This window comes from Neobacillus sp. KR4-4 (genome assembly GCF_042136325.1).
GTDB lineage: Bacteria > Bacillota > Bacilli > Bacillales > Cytobacillaceae > Neobacillus.
In genome coordinates this window covers 109,863-127,517 of record NZ_JBHHJU010000003.1, presented here as the reverse complement: position 1 = coordinate 127,517, position 17,655 = coordinate 109,863, and the positions used below count along the sequence as shown (strand labels likewise).

Below are 17,655 nucleotides of genomic sequence, written 5' to 3'. Positions count from 1 at the left end.
CCTCCATACAATCTCTAATTCTATATGTATATGCAAGAATTCGACATCATTCATCGAATTTCCTTCTTTATTTTTGTACTTATTTTTGTTTTCCGACATTTAGTCGCCATTTTTCTTTTTTTGTTTTCCCTTCAATGGCAAGAATTTTTGCTCGGCCACTACCTCTAACAGAAATCATATCACCCACACCGCATTCAAATGATGGATTTTCAATTAATGTCCAATTCACCTTCACGAGTCCCTGTTGAATAAAGAGTTGGGATTTCTGCCGTGACACATGATAAATTCCTGAAATAACAGTATCAAGCCTCAAAGAAGATATCGTTAAATCACTTTCCACCAATTTTTCATTGGTGGAAAGTGCATTTTCTATATCTGTTTCAGTTAGTTTTACGCCTGCCCTGCCAATGGTTTCAACGTTACTTAATATATAGTCGCTAATATCCTTTGCAGCATAAAATTGGCAATTCCCATCTATAATGATGATATCCCCAAATTTCCCCCGCTTTAGGCCTAAGGACATAAGCGTACCCAATACCTGTCGGTGTTCGATTGTAACAAACTTGGTTGGATAATGGATGTTGAAAAGGCTTATTTGAAATTCATCATGATTAATCGAAGTTAGATAATCTGGAAAAATTAAGGCTCTTTTTCGTTCTACATCCGTGCCGCCGCCAAAAAGTTTATATTTTACATCACCATTTTCACCAATTAACATTTTAAGAATATGCTGTTCTCTTGGATCAAGGAAATCAGTTAATTTAGGAGTATATTGTGTGTCTACATAATTCTTCCAATTTAACACCTGATCAATAAATTCTCGCTCTTCTGGACGAAAGTGCTGATAAATATTCATAATTCAATACACAACCTAGATTCAATATTCTTAAGAAACAAGAAAACGATAGACACTGGATAATCCACTTTGCGCAAAATTAAGAACAAGAAAGGCAACGATTGGAGAGATGTCCATCATACCAATCGGTGGAATGATTCGTCTAAATGGCTCTAAATATGGTTCACAAATCCTCGCAAAAAATTGTCCAATAGATGACTCTCTAGCGTTTGGGAACCAAGACATTAAAATATATATAATTAAGGCATACGAATAAAGTTGTATTAGCTTCTGTAATAAACTAAAAACCAGTGCCATTAAGCATTACCACCTCGTATTTTGATTTTCAAAGTCAGGAATAAGTTCTGATATATTTCCTGAAACCTCAACATTATCGGGTGTACATAAGAATATACTAAAACCAATCTTTTGAATGTCTCCACCAATTGCATAAACAGCGCCACTGAGAAAATCGACAATTTGTCTGCCCTGATCACTATCAATTCGCTGCAAGTTCACGACCACTGCGCGGCGGCTTTTTAAATGATCAGCAATTTCAGTTGACTCAGAATAAGAGCGTGGCTCAACTAAAATTACTTTGGATGACTTTGTGGAATTGGCAGCCTTTTGCACGGTTTGCAAGCTGACGACGTTTTGGTTCTTTACCACTGGTTGTTGCTTTTGTTTTACAGGAAGTGGTTCAACTACTTCTGGATAATCAACTTTGTTATCATCATATTCATCATCCAAAAAGAAAAATGTTTTTAATTTCGATTTAATCGTCATGATTTTCTCTCCTAACCATCTTCACCAACAAGCGCAGTGCCTATTCTTACCATTGTAGCCCCTTCTTCAATAGCAATTTCAAAATCATTTGACATGCCCATCGAAAGTTCGGTGCAAGGAGCATAATCCAAATTTAAGGCTTGGACTTGTTTACGAAGTTCACTTAATTTATGAAAACATTCACGTATTTGCGATTCATTATCAGTAAGTGGAGCCATTGTCATTAAACCTTCAACACTGATGTGTTCAAACTTACGAAGTGATTCAATAAAAGTCAGTACTTCTTCAGCAGGTAAGCCATGCTTGGATTCTTCTCCAGAGACATTAACTTGGACCAAGCATTTTACCTTACGCTCTGCCCGTTTATTAATTTCTTCTGCAAGAGAAATCCTGTCCAAAGAATGGATATACTCAACAATATTAACAATATTCTTTACTTTTCGTGTTTGAAGTGAACCGATATAATGCCAAACAGGCTTGTCCCTAAGTTCTTCCCACTTCCTGAGGAGTCCCTCATCCCGATTCTCACCTAAATTTATTATTCCTGCTTGTAGTGCTTCATTTGCTCTCTCAGTACTAACGTATTTCGTAACCGCTATCACCCTGACTTCTTCAGGGTTTCGCTTGACTCGAAGGCAGGCCTCAATGATTTGTTGTTTTATTATTTCGTATTTTGCTTCTACCATCATAAACGTTCCGTAGTCTCCTTCCAGCCTATAAAAGTTAACATTCTTCCTGTTTTCCCTTGGTCACGACGGTGGGAAAAAAACTCTTTATCACAACTAGAACAAAAGTTTGTCAACTGGATATTCGTATTCGGCACACCAGACTTTATTAATATTTGTCTATTTACCTCACGTAAATCTAAGGAATATTGGCCTTCTTTAATTAAATTATAGGGTAAAATTTCGACATCTTCTAGTGTATTTTCGACCAAGTTTATCACATACTTATCAACAATATAACATTTTTCACAGATGGATGGGCCAATTGTAACTAGAATCTGTTCTGGGTTAATTCCTTCTCTTTTCCACGCAATGATCATTTCCCTTGCAATTTGACCTACAGTCCCTTTCCAGCCAGCATGGGCTACACCAATCATTTTTGATTCAGGAGCAATAAAAAAAAGAGGGACACAGTCGGCATAGCAGAGTGTTAACAAGACGCCCTCCTCATTCGTATAAAAACCATCTGTATCTTTAATAGCATTTTCATAGGAATTGGATCCTTTGCCACGGTCAAGTTTAGAAATTTTTTTTAGATGAATTCCATGTGTTTGTTCAGCTCCGACCCAGGACTTTAGTGGAAATGTGAGCAGGTCTGAAACTTTTTCTCGGTTGGAACAAACATCGCTTTGAATATCACCAACGTGAAAACCAAGGTTAAGGGATTTGTAATCGCCTTTGCTTACCCCGCCCTTATTAGTGGTTATTCCTGCAACTAAACCTGGATATTTGCTTACCCAATTTTCAATAGTTAAAAAGGATTGATTTTTTAAAACAAAGGGTTCCATATTCATACCTCTTATGTTTTTTCTATAGTTTACCATGAAAAGAAAATTTGGTCACCGCAAAAACAAGAGTTAAACTTCTGCTTCTTCCGTTATATTTTCTGCACTGCCTTTATGTCTAACCAAAATGACATCTTGACCTATTTTTAAAATATTCTTCCAAGGAATAACTACGTCGTCATCTTTACCAAAAAAGCCAAGTACTCTTCCGCTGCCGCTAATCACGACTGCTTCAATCTTTCCTGTTGTTAAATTTATCTCAATATCACCAATATTCCCCAGCCTCTTTCCATCTGCTACATTCACCACATCTTTAATTTGGAACTCAGAAATTTTTACCATCTCACTCACTCCCGGTTTTATTTCTATAAAATATATGTTTACTCAATGACATTTAGAAAAAGGAATAAAAATAAAGCTGCCCTAAGGACAGCCTAACTTTGGATATTTTTATTCATTTGTCTTATCGCAGCTTTTTCTAAACGAGAAACTTGTGCTTGGGAAATCCCAATTTCATCTGCGACTTCCATTTGTGTTTTTCCTTGAAAGAATCGTTTTCGTAAAATTAACTTTTCGCGATCATTTAGCCTGCGCATTCCTTCTTTTAATGCAATTTCTTCGATCCAATGGATATCTTTATTTTTTTCATCGCTTAATTGATCCATTACATAAATAGGGTCGCCGCCATCATTATAAATTGGCTCGAAAAGAGACACTGGGTCCTGAATGGCATCAAGGGCGAAAACGATTTCTTCATGTGGAACTTCTAAGACCTTCGCAATTTCTTCCGCGGTTGGTTCCCTTGAAGTTTCGCTCATCAATCGCTCTCTTACCTGTAGGGCTTTATAAGCAATATCCCTCAAAGATCTAGAAACACGAATTGGATTATTGTCACGCAAGTACCTTCGAATTTCACCAATAATCATTGGAACCGCATAGGTTGAAAACTTTACGTTTTGGCCCAAATCAAAGTTATCGATAGATTTCATCAGCCCAATACAGCCAACTTGAAACAAGTCGTCAACAAACTCGCCTCTATTGTTAAAACGTTGAATGACACTTAATACGAGTCGTAAATTACCGTTGACGAGCTTTTCTCTGGCATAAATATCGCCCTCTTGCATTTGCTTGAAGAGTATTCTCATTTCTTCGTTTTTTAGGACAGGAAGTTTTGCTGTGTCCACACCGCAAATTTCAACTTTATTTCGAGTCAATCCTTTTCCCTCCTCACAGGAGTTGCTGTACAAAAAACAGTATCTCCTTGAGAAGGAAAAATATGCACTTATCCACGATGGTGGACAAGTGCATATTTGTCGAAAAATGCAATTAAGTCACGAAAATCATAGGTTTTTAATGGAAAAAATTTTTTCTTCTTTACACCATTTTATTAAATTCTTTTCGCAGCCTTTTTATAATTCTTTTTTCTAAGCGGGAAATATAAGATTGGGATATTCCCAGCATGTCAGCTACGTCTTTTTGGGTTTTTTCTTCTCCATTTGTAAGACCAAACCGGAGTTCCATAATTTGTTTTTCACGGTCAGTTAGTTGATGAAGTGCTTTTGTCAGGAGCTTTCGGTCTACATTGGCCTCTAAGTCCTTTGTAATAATATCATCATCCGTCCCTAAAACATCAGATAATAATAGTTCATTCCCATCCCAATCAATGTTTAAGGGTTCATCAAAGGATACTTCTGACCTGATTTTATTATTGCGCCTTAAGTACATGAGAATCTCATTTTCGATACAACGTGAGGCATATGTAGCAAGTTTTATTTTTTTCTCAGGATTAAAGGTATTGACGGCTTTAATTAATCCAATAGTTCCGATACTAATTAAATCTTCGATATTAATCCCGGTATTCTCGAATTTTCTAGCAATGTATACAACAAGACGAAGATTTCGTTCAATTAATATTGACCTAGCTGCTTTATCACCACCAGGTAATTTTTTCAGCAGCATCTCTTCTTCATCTTTGCTTAAAGGAGGCGGCAAGGCCTCACTACCACCAATATAATAAACTTCATCTGTTTTTAAACCCAATTTCATTAATAGTTTATACCAGTAATAGGATAGGCGAAGCCTCCATTTTTTCATATGTGTTCCTCCTTCTAAAATATGTTTTTCTGAGTATAGTAATACTAACTCACCTTAATGGTTTTCATTTGCTGCCTAGGACCTGTGAGCATCTTTGGATGAACAATACATTGAAAGGCATCTTCACTTGAGAGTTGCTTTGTTGTAAAGGAAACAAGACCTTTTTCACATAAATATTGAGTATCTTTATGTTCAATAAAAATGTTTTCTGGCTTTACCGCAATAATTAGTTGATGCTCTTGTCCAATCACACGAGTAGGTATAATTCTGATCCTATTTTGCCATTCATCTGGAAGGTCTCCACTGCTATTGATAAGTAATTCTGGGTCTTCTGCAAGCTTTCTTATTGATTCTGAAATTGTTTCTAGTTGGTTTTTAATGGAAACAAACATCACAGGAAGCTTTGATAATGGATCATAAAGTTGATTCCCGCTATCCACTAATCCTTTAAAGGTAAGTGTTTCGTTATTTATATTGATTCTGACTTTAACAATTTGATCAAATTGTATTTTTGTCATCTCCATGCTTTCAACATTTTTCCTTGAGAAGTGCCAAGCAACGGGAAATCCAATTAGAACGAATAGCCAGCTTATCGGATCTCCAAACCCTTTTGTACTGGACACAAGGACCTTGGTTGTTAGCTCAGAATCATACTGTATAAAATAATGGGCCCCCATTAATGCTCCGCCGATTAAAAAGGTGGACACATAAAGTGTCATTAACGCCTTAAAGAAAAAAGACATCCGCTTATATCCAAAGGTTATTAACACCATGAGGATTGAAAATATGAATTTTGATATGGGATGGCTTGTATAGACATTTAATGGCGTAAATGATAATAAAATTATCAAGGAACCAATAAATCCTCCGGCAGCTAGTCTCCCTATTTTAATCTCTCTTTTTAGAAAAATAGCTGTTAAATATAGAAGCAGACTATCAAATAATAAATTTAGAGCCCAGATCACATCTAAATAAATAGTTACCAGCTTCCTCTCTATAGATTTATCAGCTTTTCCTTTCTGTTTACGAAAAAGTATAACGTACTTGCATGGATGAAGTGTGTCACTTTGTGTAATCAAACAAACAAAAATTTGCACTATTCACAACGTATTTTGTCAGATGGATTTTGTCATACATTTTTATTTTAAACATACAAAAGACACGACCCAAAACAAGGCCGTGTCTTTTGTATAATTATTCACTTTTTATCTTCTACGATTGCGGTTCCGTAAGAAGGTTGGAATATCTAATGTTTCTTCTTGGGAAACTTGTGTATGGCGGACAGGCTCTTGCTGAACCTCTTCACGTTTTGGCTGTTCTCTTTTAACATTACCCATCTGTGGTTTAGCCTGACCAAAAGTAGGACGAGTAGCTTTTGGCTGCAAGGTTTCTTCTTTAAATCCAGTAGCGATGACAGTAACGATAATTTCATCCTTTAATGATTCATTGATAACAGAACCAAAAATCATATTTACTTCCTGATCAGAAGCAGTTGCTACGATATCAGCAGCTTCTTGAACTTCATAAAGACTTAAGTTTGTACCGCCTGTAATGTTCATTAGTACCCCTTGTGCTCCATCAATAGATGTTTCTAATAAAGGAGAACTAATTGCTTTCTTAGCAGCCTCTGCGGCACGGTTTTCACCAGCAGAAACACCAATACCCATTAAAGCAGATCCCTTATTAGACATGATTGTCTTTACATCAGCAAAGTCCAAGTTAATAAGACCAGGTACTGCAATTAAATCTGATATACCTTGTACACCCTGGCGAAGTACATTATCAGCTTCACGAAATGCTTCCAGCATTGGAGTGCTTTTATCTACAATTTCTAGGAGACGATCATTTGGAATCACAATTAGTGTGTCAACCGCATCTTTCATCGCACCAATTCCACCTGATGCTTGTCCAGAGCGTTTTTTTCCTTCAAATGTAAACGGACGAGTAACTACACCGACGGTCAATGCACCTAAGTCTCGAGCAATTTGAGCTATAACAGGTGCTGCACCAGTGCCTGTTCCACCGCCCATTCCCGCAGTAACAAATACCATGTCCGCACCACTTAATGCTGCTTCCAATTGTTCTTTACTTTCTTCAGCAGCTTTCTTTCCAACCTCTGGATTAGCACCTGCTCCTAGTCCACGGGTCAGTTTAGCACCTATTTGCATCTTAACTTCTGCTTTAGAAAGATTTAGTGCTTGAGCATCAGTATTAACAGCGATAAATTCTACTCCTTGAACGCCATGTTCAATCATTCGATTTACCGCGTTATTACCCCCACCCCCGACACCAATTACTTTTATAGTTGCAAGAGAATCTAAATTTGTATCAAATTCTAACATGACAATCCTCCTAATTCTTCGATTTCTTTTCGATTAGCCTATTCGAAAAAGTAACCAAGGAATTTTTTTACTTTTGATGACATCTTTTCTTCCGGATGTTTTTCTGCTTTTGGTTGTTTAGGTTGTTGATGTTGTTTAGGTGCTCTCTTTTCGGCAGGTTCAGAAATGGTTGAAGAACCAGCGTGTCCACCTGGTAATCTAGCATTCTTGTAAGCATACTTAATTAAACCAACCGCTGTGGTATATTGTGGTTCCCTTACACCAATATAGTCTGGCACCGCAATGCGTACTCTATTCTGTAATATAACCTGAGCAAGTTCAAGTACACCTTGCATATTTGCAATACCGCCAGTTAATACATAACCGCCCGGCAGGTCACTATATCCTAAGCGTTTCATTTCATGTAATACTAGTTCAAAAATCTCTTCCATTCTCGCTTCAATAACATCAGATATTTCCAGCTGATTAAACTGTTGATGTTGATCACTGCCAATGATTGGTACACTAAACACTTCATCTTCTGACGCTTCGTCATAGAATGCATGTCCGTGTTTGATTTTTATTTTTTCCGCATCTTCTGTCGAGGTCCGCAGGCCCACAGAAATATCTTTTGTAATATAGTCTCCGCCAATCGGAATAACACTTGTTTGGGAAATAAAACCTTCTTCGAAAACAGCAATTGTAGTGGAACCACCACCAAGATCGATAAGAGCGACACCGAGGTTTTTCTCATCTTTTGACAGTGCATAATCACCTGCTGCTAACGGCTGAAGAACAATATCTACTATTTCTAGACCGGCCCGTTCAACACATCGAAGAGTATTAATGATAATTGATTTGGAACCAGTAATAAGAATACCATCCATTTCCAAGCGAACCCCTATCATCCCACGGGGGTCGTTAATTTCATCTTTACCGTCGAGAATAAATTGTTTTCGGATAACTCCGATATTTTCTCTTTCAGGCGGGATCGAACCAACGTGTGATGCTTCAATGACACGAATGACGTCTTCATTCGTAATCTCTCTATTTTGGCTGGAAACAGCTACAATACCATGACAATGTTGAAGCATGACATTGTTACCTGAAATGCCAACCACCACATCCTTTATTTCCATCCCAATCATTCTTTCTGCCTGCTCTATCGCCCTTCTAATCGAATGAACGGTGTCGTCCATATCAACAATTGATCCTTTGCGCAATCCTTCGGATTTCACATTTCCAACACCAATTATATTTAATGAGTCTTTACCCGAGTCATTGACCATTTCACCAATGATTACTTTCACACTGGATGTACCGATGTCAAGACTAACATATATTTCATTGCTGTTCATTCTTTGGCACCTCCTTTAGATTTCCTTAAGTTGAACAACAACTATATTTTTTTTGTTCAATAAAAGTTCACTATACATATCATATAAAATTATTCGTCACAACTAAATGATTCCCTTTAAAAAAATTCAATTTTTTTCTACTTTTTCTTTGTTCGTTGACCATTTTGCCAATAATATTCGCCTTATTACGGCAATATTCTGAAACAGTCTGACACCAAACGCGAAAACTGCCGCTAAATATAAGTCTACACCAAGATTAACACCGAGAAAAGCTAAACTTGCAGCAAGTATAATATTAAAGAAGAACCCTGATACAAACACTTTTTCATCATATATATTTTGCAGGTATGCCCTGATCCCACCGAAAAGAGTGTCGAATGCTGCTAAGACAGCAATCGACAAATAATTGGAATATTCCTCAGGAATACGGATTTCTGTTAATAGTCCCAGAATGATCCCAATTACTAATCCTATGAATGGAAGCCACATTAAGAATCGCCTCCTTCTTTTGTCGGTTCCATGTAGCGGATGCGTATGGAATCATCGTAGGCTGGTACCGTTAAGTTCGGAATTGGTTTTGAAATCGAAAGTCTTAGATTTTCAATAAAGAATTCTTCCGTTGCTTTTGATACTTTCATCCGATTATATAATTTTTCAGCTGTAGAGTTATCATCTACACCTACAACAACTTCGATTGGCAACCTTTCAATCGTATGCCCATCAATTTTTGTTTCCATATTGATGTCGCGAATTACAGTGGTATTAATAATTCTCTTCCCATCGATTGCTACATATTTAGCTTCGTACATATTCAATTCGTTTAACAATCTTGTTAGGAGTTCAGGAGGAATAACTCTATTTACAGGTGTACCTATCTTAATTTCTTCGATTACTGGTTCAATCTTTAATTTAATACCAGGAACAGTAATTTCAGATAACCCGGCTTCAAGCTTTAGTTCCTTTAAAGTATCACTTAAGGCTTGTTCTTTGCTTTGTTTCCGTTTAGATTCATAGGCTGCCAGTTTTTCTTCATTTGAACGAATTTCACTTAATAAGTTGGATTGAAGTTCTTTTTCTTTTAATATTGCATCACGAAGCTGCCATATATCACGAGTATCCCGTTCAACAGGTTTTTTTACTGTTTGAAACTGGATAGCAATCATGAATCCTACTAAGACTGCGATCAAAGTAAAACTTAAATTTATTTTTTTGTTGTCCACTTTTTTCACCTAACCTTTTAAATTATCTTAACGTGGACATTTCCTCATGACTAACTACCTAGGATGGGATCAAGAACAATTTCATTATCTTTTTCCAGTGTAAAAATAATATTATCGTTTACTAACTGATCTTTCACCCCTCCTATAAGGTTTATGGATGAAGAGAGGACTTCAGGATCTCCGATTGCTGAAATTATGAAAGGAGCTGGATGCTCAATTCCATCAACCGTAATAACTGGTCCATTACAAATAATATAAGAATGGCTTGTCAGCCTCTGACCATTTATGGCAACTGCTGCTGCCCCGGATATATAAAGCTCATTTACAACTTTAAATACGTGATGTTCATGAACAAGATAATTATTGATATTATCCTCCTTTGGGTCGTAAGCACCATCCGTCAGTGTAATCTTGACCCCTTTACCTTTAACCTTCACTTTCCCTAAGAACATTCGAAATTTCTCGGCATCTTCAGCAAGATTTTCATAAACCTCTGCCTCTTTAGAAAGATCTTTCTCATTTTTAAAAACCAAATCTTGTTTTTGACTTAATTCCTTTTGCAGTTCACGATTAGTTTTTTCTTCATTAATTAATTGGTTTCGAAGTGCAAGGGTCTGTTCCCACTGTCCATCAGAAACATTTGGTTTCCCTTTGTTCATTTCCAATTGTGTTAAATGATAGGAAAAGGCCATCAAAAATCCTAATACAAGGCAGACTAGGGACAAAACAACATGCTTACCCTTCACCCTTATCTTGCTCAACTTCTTTTTCCTCCACTTCGGTGTCAAAGGCCTTAAAATACGTTCCTACTTCCAGGTCAATAATCCCCTTTTTGTTGGGATCAATCTGAGAGATAATTGAGGGATAATGTACCATTTTTTCCGAGAAACTTCTTAATGTAGCACTAACCTCAAATCCATCATTCATAAATAAGGAAATATGATATTTATCAGTTTTTTTCGGAGTATAATGGATTTCAGAGATAGAGTTTGAAATTTCATTAGGAAGTTTTTCTAACTCTTTTACCATTTGATTGAGGGCTGCACCTTCTTTAAACTCGAATAAAATGGGAGAATTTACAGGAATTTTCTTCGCTGCTTTTTTGTTCACTATTTTCCCATTCTCCATAATTGGTAAGAATTTATTTTCTTTTTTCAGATAAGCAATTCTTTTGTGTTCTTTTACTTGGATGACCACTGTATTTGGCCAATGAGTCTTGATGGTAACTGTCTTTATCTCGGATAGACGCTTTATTCTCGATGCCGTTTCATCCTTTTTGATTTTCCAAATATTCGTATTATTCGAAAGGCCGCTCTGACTGATTAATTCCTTATCAGAATACACACCATTTCCTTTTATTGTTATCGTCTTTACATGGCTTAAAGGTGATTGTGAATAGGCGATAACTACTATCATTGTAAAAAACAGAATTAATAGGAGTACAAGGCGTCTGTTTGCTTTTCGTCTTCTTTGCTCCTTAAGCTTAGGAATACGGTCCTCGAGAGCTACAATTTTACCTTTTTCCATTTAAATTCCTCCACATAAAAAGCAGCTGCTCTAAAATAAGTAGACTAAGCCTGTCCAACATTCGATAGTGTTACCTCGAAAAGAGAAACAACGGCACGAAAAACCATGCCGTCACTAACTTTTTCGAGGTTGCACCTATAATATTATCAGTAATTATAACACAATATTTGTCATTCGGACGACATTTCTTACAAGAAAAGTAAGGATAATTTCTTTGGAAATTTAGTATAAATCCTTCCAGTTTTCTTATTTCCTACCGATTATTTCAACCTCTGTTTCCATTGTTACTTTATATAAGCTAAAAATGGTATCCTTGACATGTTGAATTAATGCCAGCACATCCTCTGCAGTGGCACCTCCAGCATTTACAATAAAATTCCCATGCATTTCCGAAATCTTTGCACCGCCAATACTAAATCCCTTTAACCCAGCGGTTTCAATTAATTTCCCAGCATAATTCGGCAGCGGATTTCTAAAAATACTGCCAGCACACGGAAAATTCCACGGCTGTGTCTCTTTCCGATAATCTTTGTTTTTTTGCATTTGTGCGACAATGGCTGATCGATCGCCTTTCACAAGATCAAAAACAGCTTCCACAACAATTCCTGGACGAGTTTTTTGTAGTACAGAAGTCCTGTAGGAGAACCCCATTTCCTCATTTGAGAGCCATTCCATTTTTCCATCATCAAATAAAATATGTGCTTTGGTTAAGATTTTACTAATATCCGAACCATGCGCACCTGCATTCATATAAACTGCCCCGCCAACTGAGCCAGGAATTCCACTCGCAAATTCCAGACCTGCAAGACCTTTTTTACTAATAAGTGTTGAAAAGCTGACGAGGGAGTGACCACCACCAACGGTAATACTTGTATCGTTAATCTCAAGGTGATCCATTCCAGAACTAAGCTTGATAACTGCCCCTTCAATCCCCTTATCCGACACTAACAGATTTGAGCCGCGGCCAATCGCACGCCATGGCAATCCATGATTTTCAATCACATTCATGACAGTTTTTAAATTTTCAACTGAAGACGGTTCTATAAAAAGGTCTGCAGGACCGCCTATTTTCATCGTTGTATGATTGGCTAATGGTTCATTTTCCTTAACCTTTCCGATATTTAAAGCCAATAACTCATTTAAGATTCCGTCCATAATTACCACCCTTACTTTCCTAGATGCATTTACATCAGTTTATGCTAAAAATCTTTATGGGCTACTTTTGATTTGTGTTTACCAGTTCTTGCATCAAGGAATAGAGTCTTGATGCTGAATCCGGAACACCCATTTTTTTAGCCTTAACCTTCATCTCTTTTAATTTATCTTTATTTAAAAGAATACGATCAATATGATTCACAAGACTATTATTATTTAAGTCTTTTTCTAATAATAGTTCTGCTGCACCATGGTCACTTAATGACCGAGCGTTTTTCTCTTGATGATTATTTGTCACATATGGACTTGGGACTAAGATGCTTGGGATACCAAGTGAAGTTATTTCTGCAAGTGTGGTTGCTCCTGCTCTCGATACCACTAAATCTACTCCTGCAAGTACTTCTGGCATATTATGAATAAACGGTTTAATGACTACATTTTTAGGGTTTCCAATTAATTCAACTTCTTTTCTGACATCCTCATAATGGACATCGCCCGTAATATAAAGGACTTGATATGGTTTCTCAGCCAAATCAGCGAATGCCTTCACGACTGCCTCATTTATCGGCCTCGCACCACGACTACCACCGAAGATTAAAACCACTGGCATAGTTGAACTTAGTCCAGCACCGAGACGACCTTGAATCCCGTCTTTGCCCATTACTTCAGATGCACGAGGATTGCCCGTAAAAACTGTTTTCTGTACTGGAAAGTACTCTTTTGCCTCTTCAAAACAAATGGCAATCTTGTTTACATATCTGCTTAAAAATTTATTAGTTAACCCTGGGACACTATTTTGTTCGTGAATGATTGTTGGGATGCCCAACTTTGATGCAGCATACACTACAGGTCCGCATACATACCCGCCTGTTCCGATGACAATGTCTGGTTTGAATTCCTTTAACATTTTTTTACTGTCTTTCACTCCTTTTAGGAAGCGGAGAACCGTTTTTACATTTTCAAAGGATAGTTTTCTTTTAAAACCAGTTATATGAATCGCTTTAAAATCAATATTCTCCCGCGGAACTATTTTGCTTTCCAAGCCATTGGTTGTTCCTATGTATAAAAATTGTGCCTCTTTGTTCTGTTTTTGGATTTCACGAATGAGTGCGAGAGCAGGATAAATATGCCCGCCAGTCCCTCCGCCACTAACTACTATTTTCATTTTTTCCACCTCATTAACTATTTAACACCTAATGCCTACCCTATCTTACTATAAAAACTCACAAAATAACGCAAATGAAAAAAGAATGTTACCTAATTGTAAATTAACACAGCCTAAAATAAAAAAACCCTGCCGCTAAACAGGGTGAAGGTTCATAATCTCGAATACCTGCTGATATTAAGAAGAACACCTATCGCCATTAACATCAATGTTAAACTAGAACCCCCGTAGCTTAAAAATGGTAAGGTAATGCCTGTAACAGGCATTAGACCTGTAACAACACCAATATTAATCATGACTTGAATCGCTACCATGGCGATGATTCCTACAGCTAGAAAGCTGCCGTATAAATCTGGTGCACCTAAAGCGATTCGTATTCCTCTCCATAACAACAATGCAAATAAGAGTAATATAAATGATCCCCCAATAAAGCCTAGTTCTTCAGAAAGAATCGCAAAGATAAAGTCTGTCTGGGGTTCAGGTAGGTAGAAGAACTTCTGTCTGCTCTCGCCAAGTCCAAGCCCAAACAATCCACCAGGACCAATTGCATAGAGTGATTGAATAATTTGAAATCCCGTTACAAGCGGATCCGACCAAGGATCCAAAAAAGATGTGATCCGTTTAATACGGTACGGAGCGGAGGCAATAAGACCAATAAATCCCGCGACTCCCAACAGTCCCAGAAAGGCAAAATGACTTACACGAGCACCTGCAATAAAAATCATCACAACACAGGTTCCCATCATCACCGTACCTGTGCCTAAATCAGGTTGAAGCATGATCATTGAAAAGGCAAGAAAGGCAAGACCTAATGAAGGAATAAGACCTTTCTTAAACGAAGTAATCAACTTTTGCCGTTCGGAAAGATACTTAGCCAAAAAAGCAATCATTGCCAGTTTCATAAATTCAGAAGGCTGTATTGAGAAGGCTCCAACACCTATCCAACTACGAGAACCATTCCTTTCATTTCCAATTCCAGGAATCAACACAAGGATAAGTAACAAAAAACAAACCAGTAGAAAGGTTTTGGACCAGGTCCGCCACGTCCAATAATTGATGTTCATGATGAAAAACATGGCAGCCACTCCAACCCCGGCAAAAAGAGTTTGCCTTTTCGCGAAGAAAAAGGAATCATTAAATTTATATTCAGCCCAAATAGCACTTGCACTGTAAACCATGATTAGCCCTATTGCCAAAAGTGTGAATGTTACAATCATTAAAATAAAATCAGGAGTAGTTCTCTTTGTCGGCACCACCATACACCTCAACTGCTAGTTTTAGGGCTTAGCAGAACCTCTAATTTTGCCTAGTGTCAAGTGCACTTGAAAAGTGAACTTTTCGACTAAGACAAGCCCTTACTTAAGCTTATGCACCGCATCGATAAAAATGTCTCCCCTGACCTCAAAAGTTTTATATTGATCCCAGCTTGCACATGCAGGAGATAATAATATCACGTCACCTGATTCAGAGTATCGATAAGCCTCAGGCACAGCCATGTCAACATTATCGACACGCTTGATTCGTTTTATTCCCGCTTCCTTCCCTATTCGTTCCATTTTAGGTGCAGTTTGCCCAAAGGTTATCATTGCTTTTACATTTTTCAAATAAGGAAGTAGTTCATCAAATTCATTTCCGCGATCCAAACCACCCGCAAGGAGAACTACCGGGGATTCAAAAGCAGCCAAGGCATTTACCGTTGCCAAAATATTCGTTGCTTTCGAGTCATTGTAAAACTTTCGTCCGTTCACTTCAGTTACGAATTGCAGACGGTGCCTGACACCAGTAAATGTTCGAAGAACCTGCTGGATGGCTTTATTTTCTACACCTGAAAGCTTTGCTGCAGCCATAGCGGATAAGATATTTTCAAGGTTGTGATTGCCTGGTAAAGCTATATTCTCAATTTCCATCACTTTATCATGATTAAACATAATCCAGCCATCAGATAGATAAGCACCTTCAGTCAGCTTCTTCTTCGTCGAAAAAGGAATAATTCTGGCATTAGAGTGACGCGCAACTTCCAATGTTTCTTCTTGGTCGGCATTGACAATAAGGTAGTCAACTTCCGTTTGATTTTTTGTAATGTTTGCCTTTGCAGCAATATATTCCTTTTTTGTCCCATGATAATCTAAATGGGCATCATAAAGGTTCGTTAGAATGGCAATCTTAGGTTTAAATGTGTCAATTCCCATTAACTGAAAAGAGGATAATTCAATGACTATCGTATTTTCTGACGTAGCTTCTTCGGCTACCCCTGATGCCACTGTACCAATATTCCCTGCGATTAACGGGTGCTTCTGCCCCTCATTTAGCATCTCATAAACTAATGTTGTTGTTGTTGTTTTCCCATTGGTCCCTGTGATCCCAATAAATGGAGCTTCAGATATTTCATAAGCAAGTTCAACCTCAGTAATTACAGGAATCCCTTTTTCTATAGCGCCTGCAATCATAGGGTTGTTATATGGAATACCGGGATTCTTGACAATCAACTCGAATCCTTCATCAAGCAACTCAATAGGATGATCCCCACAAATCACTTTAATCCCCTGTTCTAATAATCCCTGAGCTTCTGGATTTTCCGAAAATGGCTTTTTATCATTAACTGTGACAAATGCACCAAGTTTATGTAATAGGGCGGCAGCTGTTACCCCGCTTTTCGCCAAACCTAGGACAAGAATTTTTTTATGACTGAAAGATTTAATCTGTTTCAATTATAACCACACCTCAATATAGATTCCTAGTATCGCAAGAATTAATCCAACACTCCAAAAAGTGACGACCACCCGCCATTCCGACCAGCCAACTAATTCATAATGATGATGTAAAGGGCTCATACGAAAAATCCGTTTACCCGTCGTTTTGAAGGAAATAACCTGTAAAATAACTGATAACGTTTCAATAACAAATACTCCACCAATGATAATAAGTAAAATTTCAAGCTTCGTAAGAATAGCAATCGTTGCAATTGCACCACCGAGTGCTAGAGAACCTGTATCTCCCATAAAAACTTTTGCCGGGTGGGCATTAAATACCAAGAATCCTAGTACAGCACCTACCACCGCCACAGAAAATATCGCAATTTCTATCTGTGATTGATTCCATGCAAGAACTGCAAATGCACCAAATGCAATGGCAGCGGTGCCTGACACCAAGCCATCCAGTCCATCTGTTAAATTTACAGCATTGGAGAAGCCAACCAGCCAGAATATGATAAAGAAAATGAAGAACCATCCTAAATCAATTGTGGAATCTGTAAATGGAATGCTTATTTCGGTAGAAAAACCTTGTTGTTTATAAATAAAATAAAAAATTACTGAAATAATAATTTGACCTGCCAGCTTTTGTTTGGAAGTTAATCCTAGATTCCTTTTAAGAGCAACTTTGATAAAATCGTCTAAAAACCCAAGCAATCCAAAACCAAGTGTAACAAGAAGCAGCAAATATGTTTTAACAGTCGGTTCAGAAAACTTACCCGTCATGACAAGTGTTGTAATAACAATCGAAAATAAAATCATCACACCCCCCATAGTCGGTGTGCCTGATTTTATTTGATGGGATTTTGGTCCCTCCTCACGAATGCTTTGTCCAAATTTCAACCTTCTTAAGAAGGGAATAAAAACTGGAGAAAGCAATACCGAGATAAGAAATCCCATAATTATTGTGAAGAAAATAACTTGCTCGAGCATT

The 17,655-nt window shown here is 37.5% G+C and carries 20 protein-coding genes; all 20 read right to left on the bottom strand.

Going from position 1 to position 17,655, the window contains the following annotated elements; genetic code table 11:
- Positions 1-79: 79 nt before the first annotated feature.
- Positions 80-856 carry a YlmH family RNA-binding protein gene (locus ACE198_RS04130; RefSeq protein WP_375374775.1) on the bottom strand — a complete coding sequence of 259 codons (777 nt, stop codon included), beginning with the start codon at positions 854-856 and terminating at the stop codon, positions 80-82.
- Between the two features lie 30 nt (positions 857-886).
- A complete protein-coding gene (locus ACE198_RS04125) occupies positions 887-1,153 on the bottom strand; it encodes a YggT family protein (RefSeq protein WP_098572689.1) in 267 nt (88 codons plus the stop codon).
- A gap of 6 nt (positions 1,154-1,159) precedes the next feature.
- Positions 1,160-1,621: a cell division protein SepF gene (locus ACE198_RS04120; protein WP_098572688.1), complete on the bottom strand. Its 462-nt coding sequence runs from the start codon at positions 1,619-1,621 to the stop codon at positions 1,160-1,162.
- A gap of 11 nt (positions 1,622-1,632) precedes the next feature.
- Positions 1,633-2,310 (bottom strand): YggS family pyridoxal phosphate-dependent enzyme, encoded by a 678-nt coding sequence (locus ACE198_RS04115; protein WP_098572687.1) that lies wholly within the window; start codon positions 2,308-2,310, stop codon positions 1,633-1,635.
- Positions 2,307-3,134 (bottom strand): peptidoglycan editing factor PgeF, encoded by an 828-nt coding sequence (pgeF, locus tag ACE198_RS04110; protein ID WP_375374774.1) that lies wholly within the window; start codon positions 3,132-3,134, stop codon positions 2,307-2,309. The genes ACE198_RS04115 and pgeF overlap by 4 nt, the downstream gene beginning before the upstream one ends.
- A 69-nt stretch (positions 3,135-3,203) precedes the next feature.
- On the bottom strand, positions 3,204-3,473 hold the full coding sequence (locus ACE198_RS04105; protein WP_375374773.1) for a YlmC/YmxH family sporulation protein: 270 nt from the start codon (positions 3,471-3,473) through the stop codon (positions 3,204-3,206).
- Positions 3,474-3,565: 92 nt separating this feature from the next.
- A complete protein-coding gene (sigG, locus tag ACE198_RS04100) occupies positions 3,566-4,345 on the bottom strand; it encodes an RNA polymerase sporulation sigma factor SigG (RefSeq protein WP_026566385.1) in 780 nt (259 codons plus the stop codon).
- 160 nt (positions 4,346-4,505) lie between these two features.
- Positions 4,506-5,225 carry an RNA polymerase sporulation sigma factor SigE gene (gene sigE, locus ACE198_RS04095; protein WP_026566384.1) on the bottom strand — a complete coding sequence of 240 codons (720 nt, stop codon included), beginning with the start codon at positions 5,223-5,225 and terminating at the stop codon, positions 4,506-4,508.
- Between the two features lie 44 nt (positions 5,226-5,269).
- Positions 5,270-6,322, bottom strand: a complete 1,053-nt coding sequence (gene spoIIGA, locus ACE198_RS04090) for a sigma-E processing peptidase SpoIIGA (RefSeq protein WP_375374772.1) — start codon at positions 6,320-6,322, stop codon at positions 5,270-5,272.
- Between the two features lie 108 nt (positions 6,323-6,430).
- The gene (ftsZ, locus tag ACE198_RS04085) at positions 6,431-7,567 is read right to left on the bottom strand and encodes a cell division protein FtsZ (RefSeq protein ID WP_251456165.1); all 1,137 of its coding nucleotides are present in this window, start codon (positions 7,565-7,567) and stop codon (positions 6,431-6,433) included.
- Between the two features lie 38 nt (positions 7,568-7,605).
- Complete coding sequence (gene ftsA / locus ACE198_RS04080; RefSeq protein ID WP_098572683.1) at positions 7,606-8,904, bottom strand: cell division protein FtsA; 1,299 nt, start codon at positions 8,902-8,904, stop codon at positions 7,606-7,608.
- Between the two features lie 126 nt (positions 8,905-9,030).
- Positions 9,031-9,393, bottom strand: coding sequence for a small basic family protein (locus ACE198_RS04075; protein WP_098572682.1), 363 nt, complete (start codon positions 9,391-9,393; stop codon positions 9,031-9,033).
- Positions 9,393-10,124: a DUF881 domain-containing protein gene (locus ACE198_RS04070; protein WP_375374771.1), complete on the bottom strand. Its 732-nt coding sequence runs from the start codon at positions 10,122-10,124 to the stop codon at positions 9,393-9,395. Before ACE198_RS04070 ends, ACE198_RS04075 begins: the two co-directional genes overlap by 1 nt.
- Positions 10,125-10,174: 50 nt before the next feature.
- Complete coding sequence (locus ACE198_RS04065; RefSeq protein WP_257148474.1) at positions 10,175-10,885, bottom strand: DUF881 domain-containing protein; 711 nt, start codon at positions 10,883-10,885, stop codon at positions 10,175-10,177.
- On the bottom strand, positions 10,860-11,651 hold the full coding sequence (locus ACE198_RS04060) for a cell division protein FtsQ/DivIB (RefSeq protein WP_098572680.1): 792 nt from the start codon (positions 11,649-11,651) through the stop codon (positions 10,860-10,862). The genes ACE198_RS04065 and ACE198_RS04060 overlap by 26 nt, the downstream gene beginning before the upstream one ends.
- Positions 11,652-11,897: 246 nt before the next feature.
- The gene (gene murB, locus ACE198_RS04055; protein WP_098572679.1) at positions 11,898-12,806 is read right to left on the bottom strand and encodes a UDP-N-acetylmuramate dehydrogenase; all 909 of its coding nucleotides are present in this window, start codon (positions 12,804-12,806) and stop codon (positions 11,898-11,900) included.
- 61 nt (positions 12,807-12,867) lie between these two features.
- Positions 12,868-13,971: an undecaprenyldiphospho-muramoylpentapeptide beta-N-acetylglucosaminyltransferase gene (gene murG / locus ACE198_RS04050; RefSeq protein ID WP_375374770.1), complete on the bottom strand. Its 1,104-nt coding sequence runs from the start codon at positions 13,969-13,971 to the stop codon at positions 12,868-12,870.
- Positions 13,972-14,123: 152 nt separating this feature from the next.
- A complete protein-coding gene (gene spoVE, locus ACE198_RS04045) occupies positions 14,124-15,230 on the bottom strand; it encodes a stage V sporulation protein E (RefSeq protein ID WP_375374769.1) in 1,107 nt (368 codons plus the stop codon).
- Positions 15,231-15,326: 96 nt separating this feature from the next.
- Entirely contained in the window at positions 15,327-16,679 is a 1,353-nt protein-coding gene (gene murD / locus ACE198_RS04040) for a UDP-N-acetylmuramoyl-L-alanine--D-glutamate ligase (protein WP_375374768.1), read from the bottom strand.
- A complete protein-coding gene (gene mraY, locus ACE198_RS04035) occupies positions 16,680-17,654 on the bottom strand; it encodes a phospho-N-acetylmuramoyl-pentapeptide-transferase (protein ID WP_098572675.1) in 975 nt (324 codons plus the stop codon). It abuts the gene before it with no gap.
- Position 17,655 lies beyond the last annotated feature (1 nt).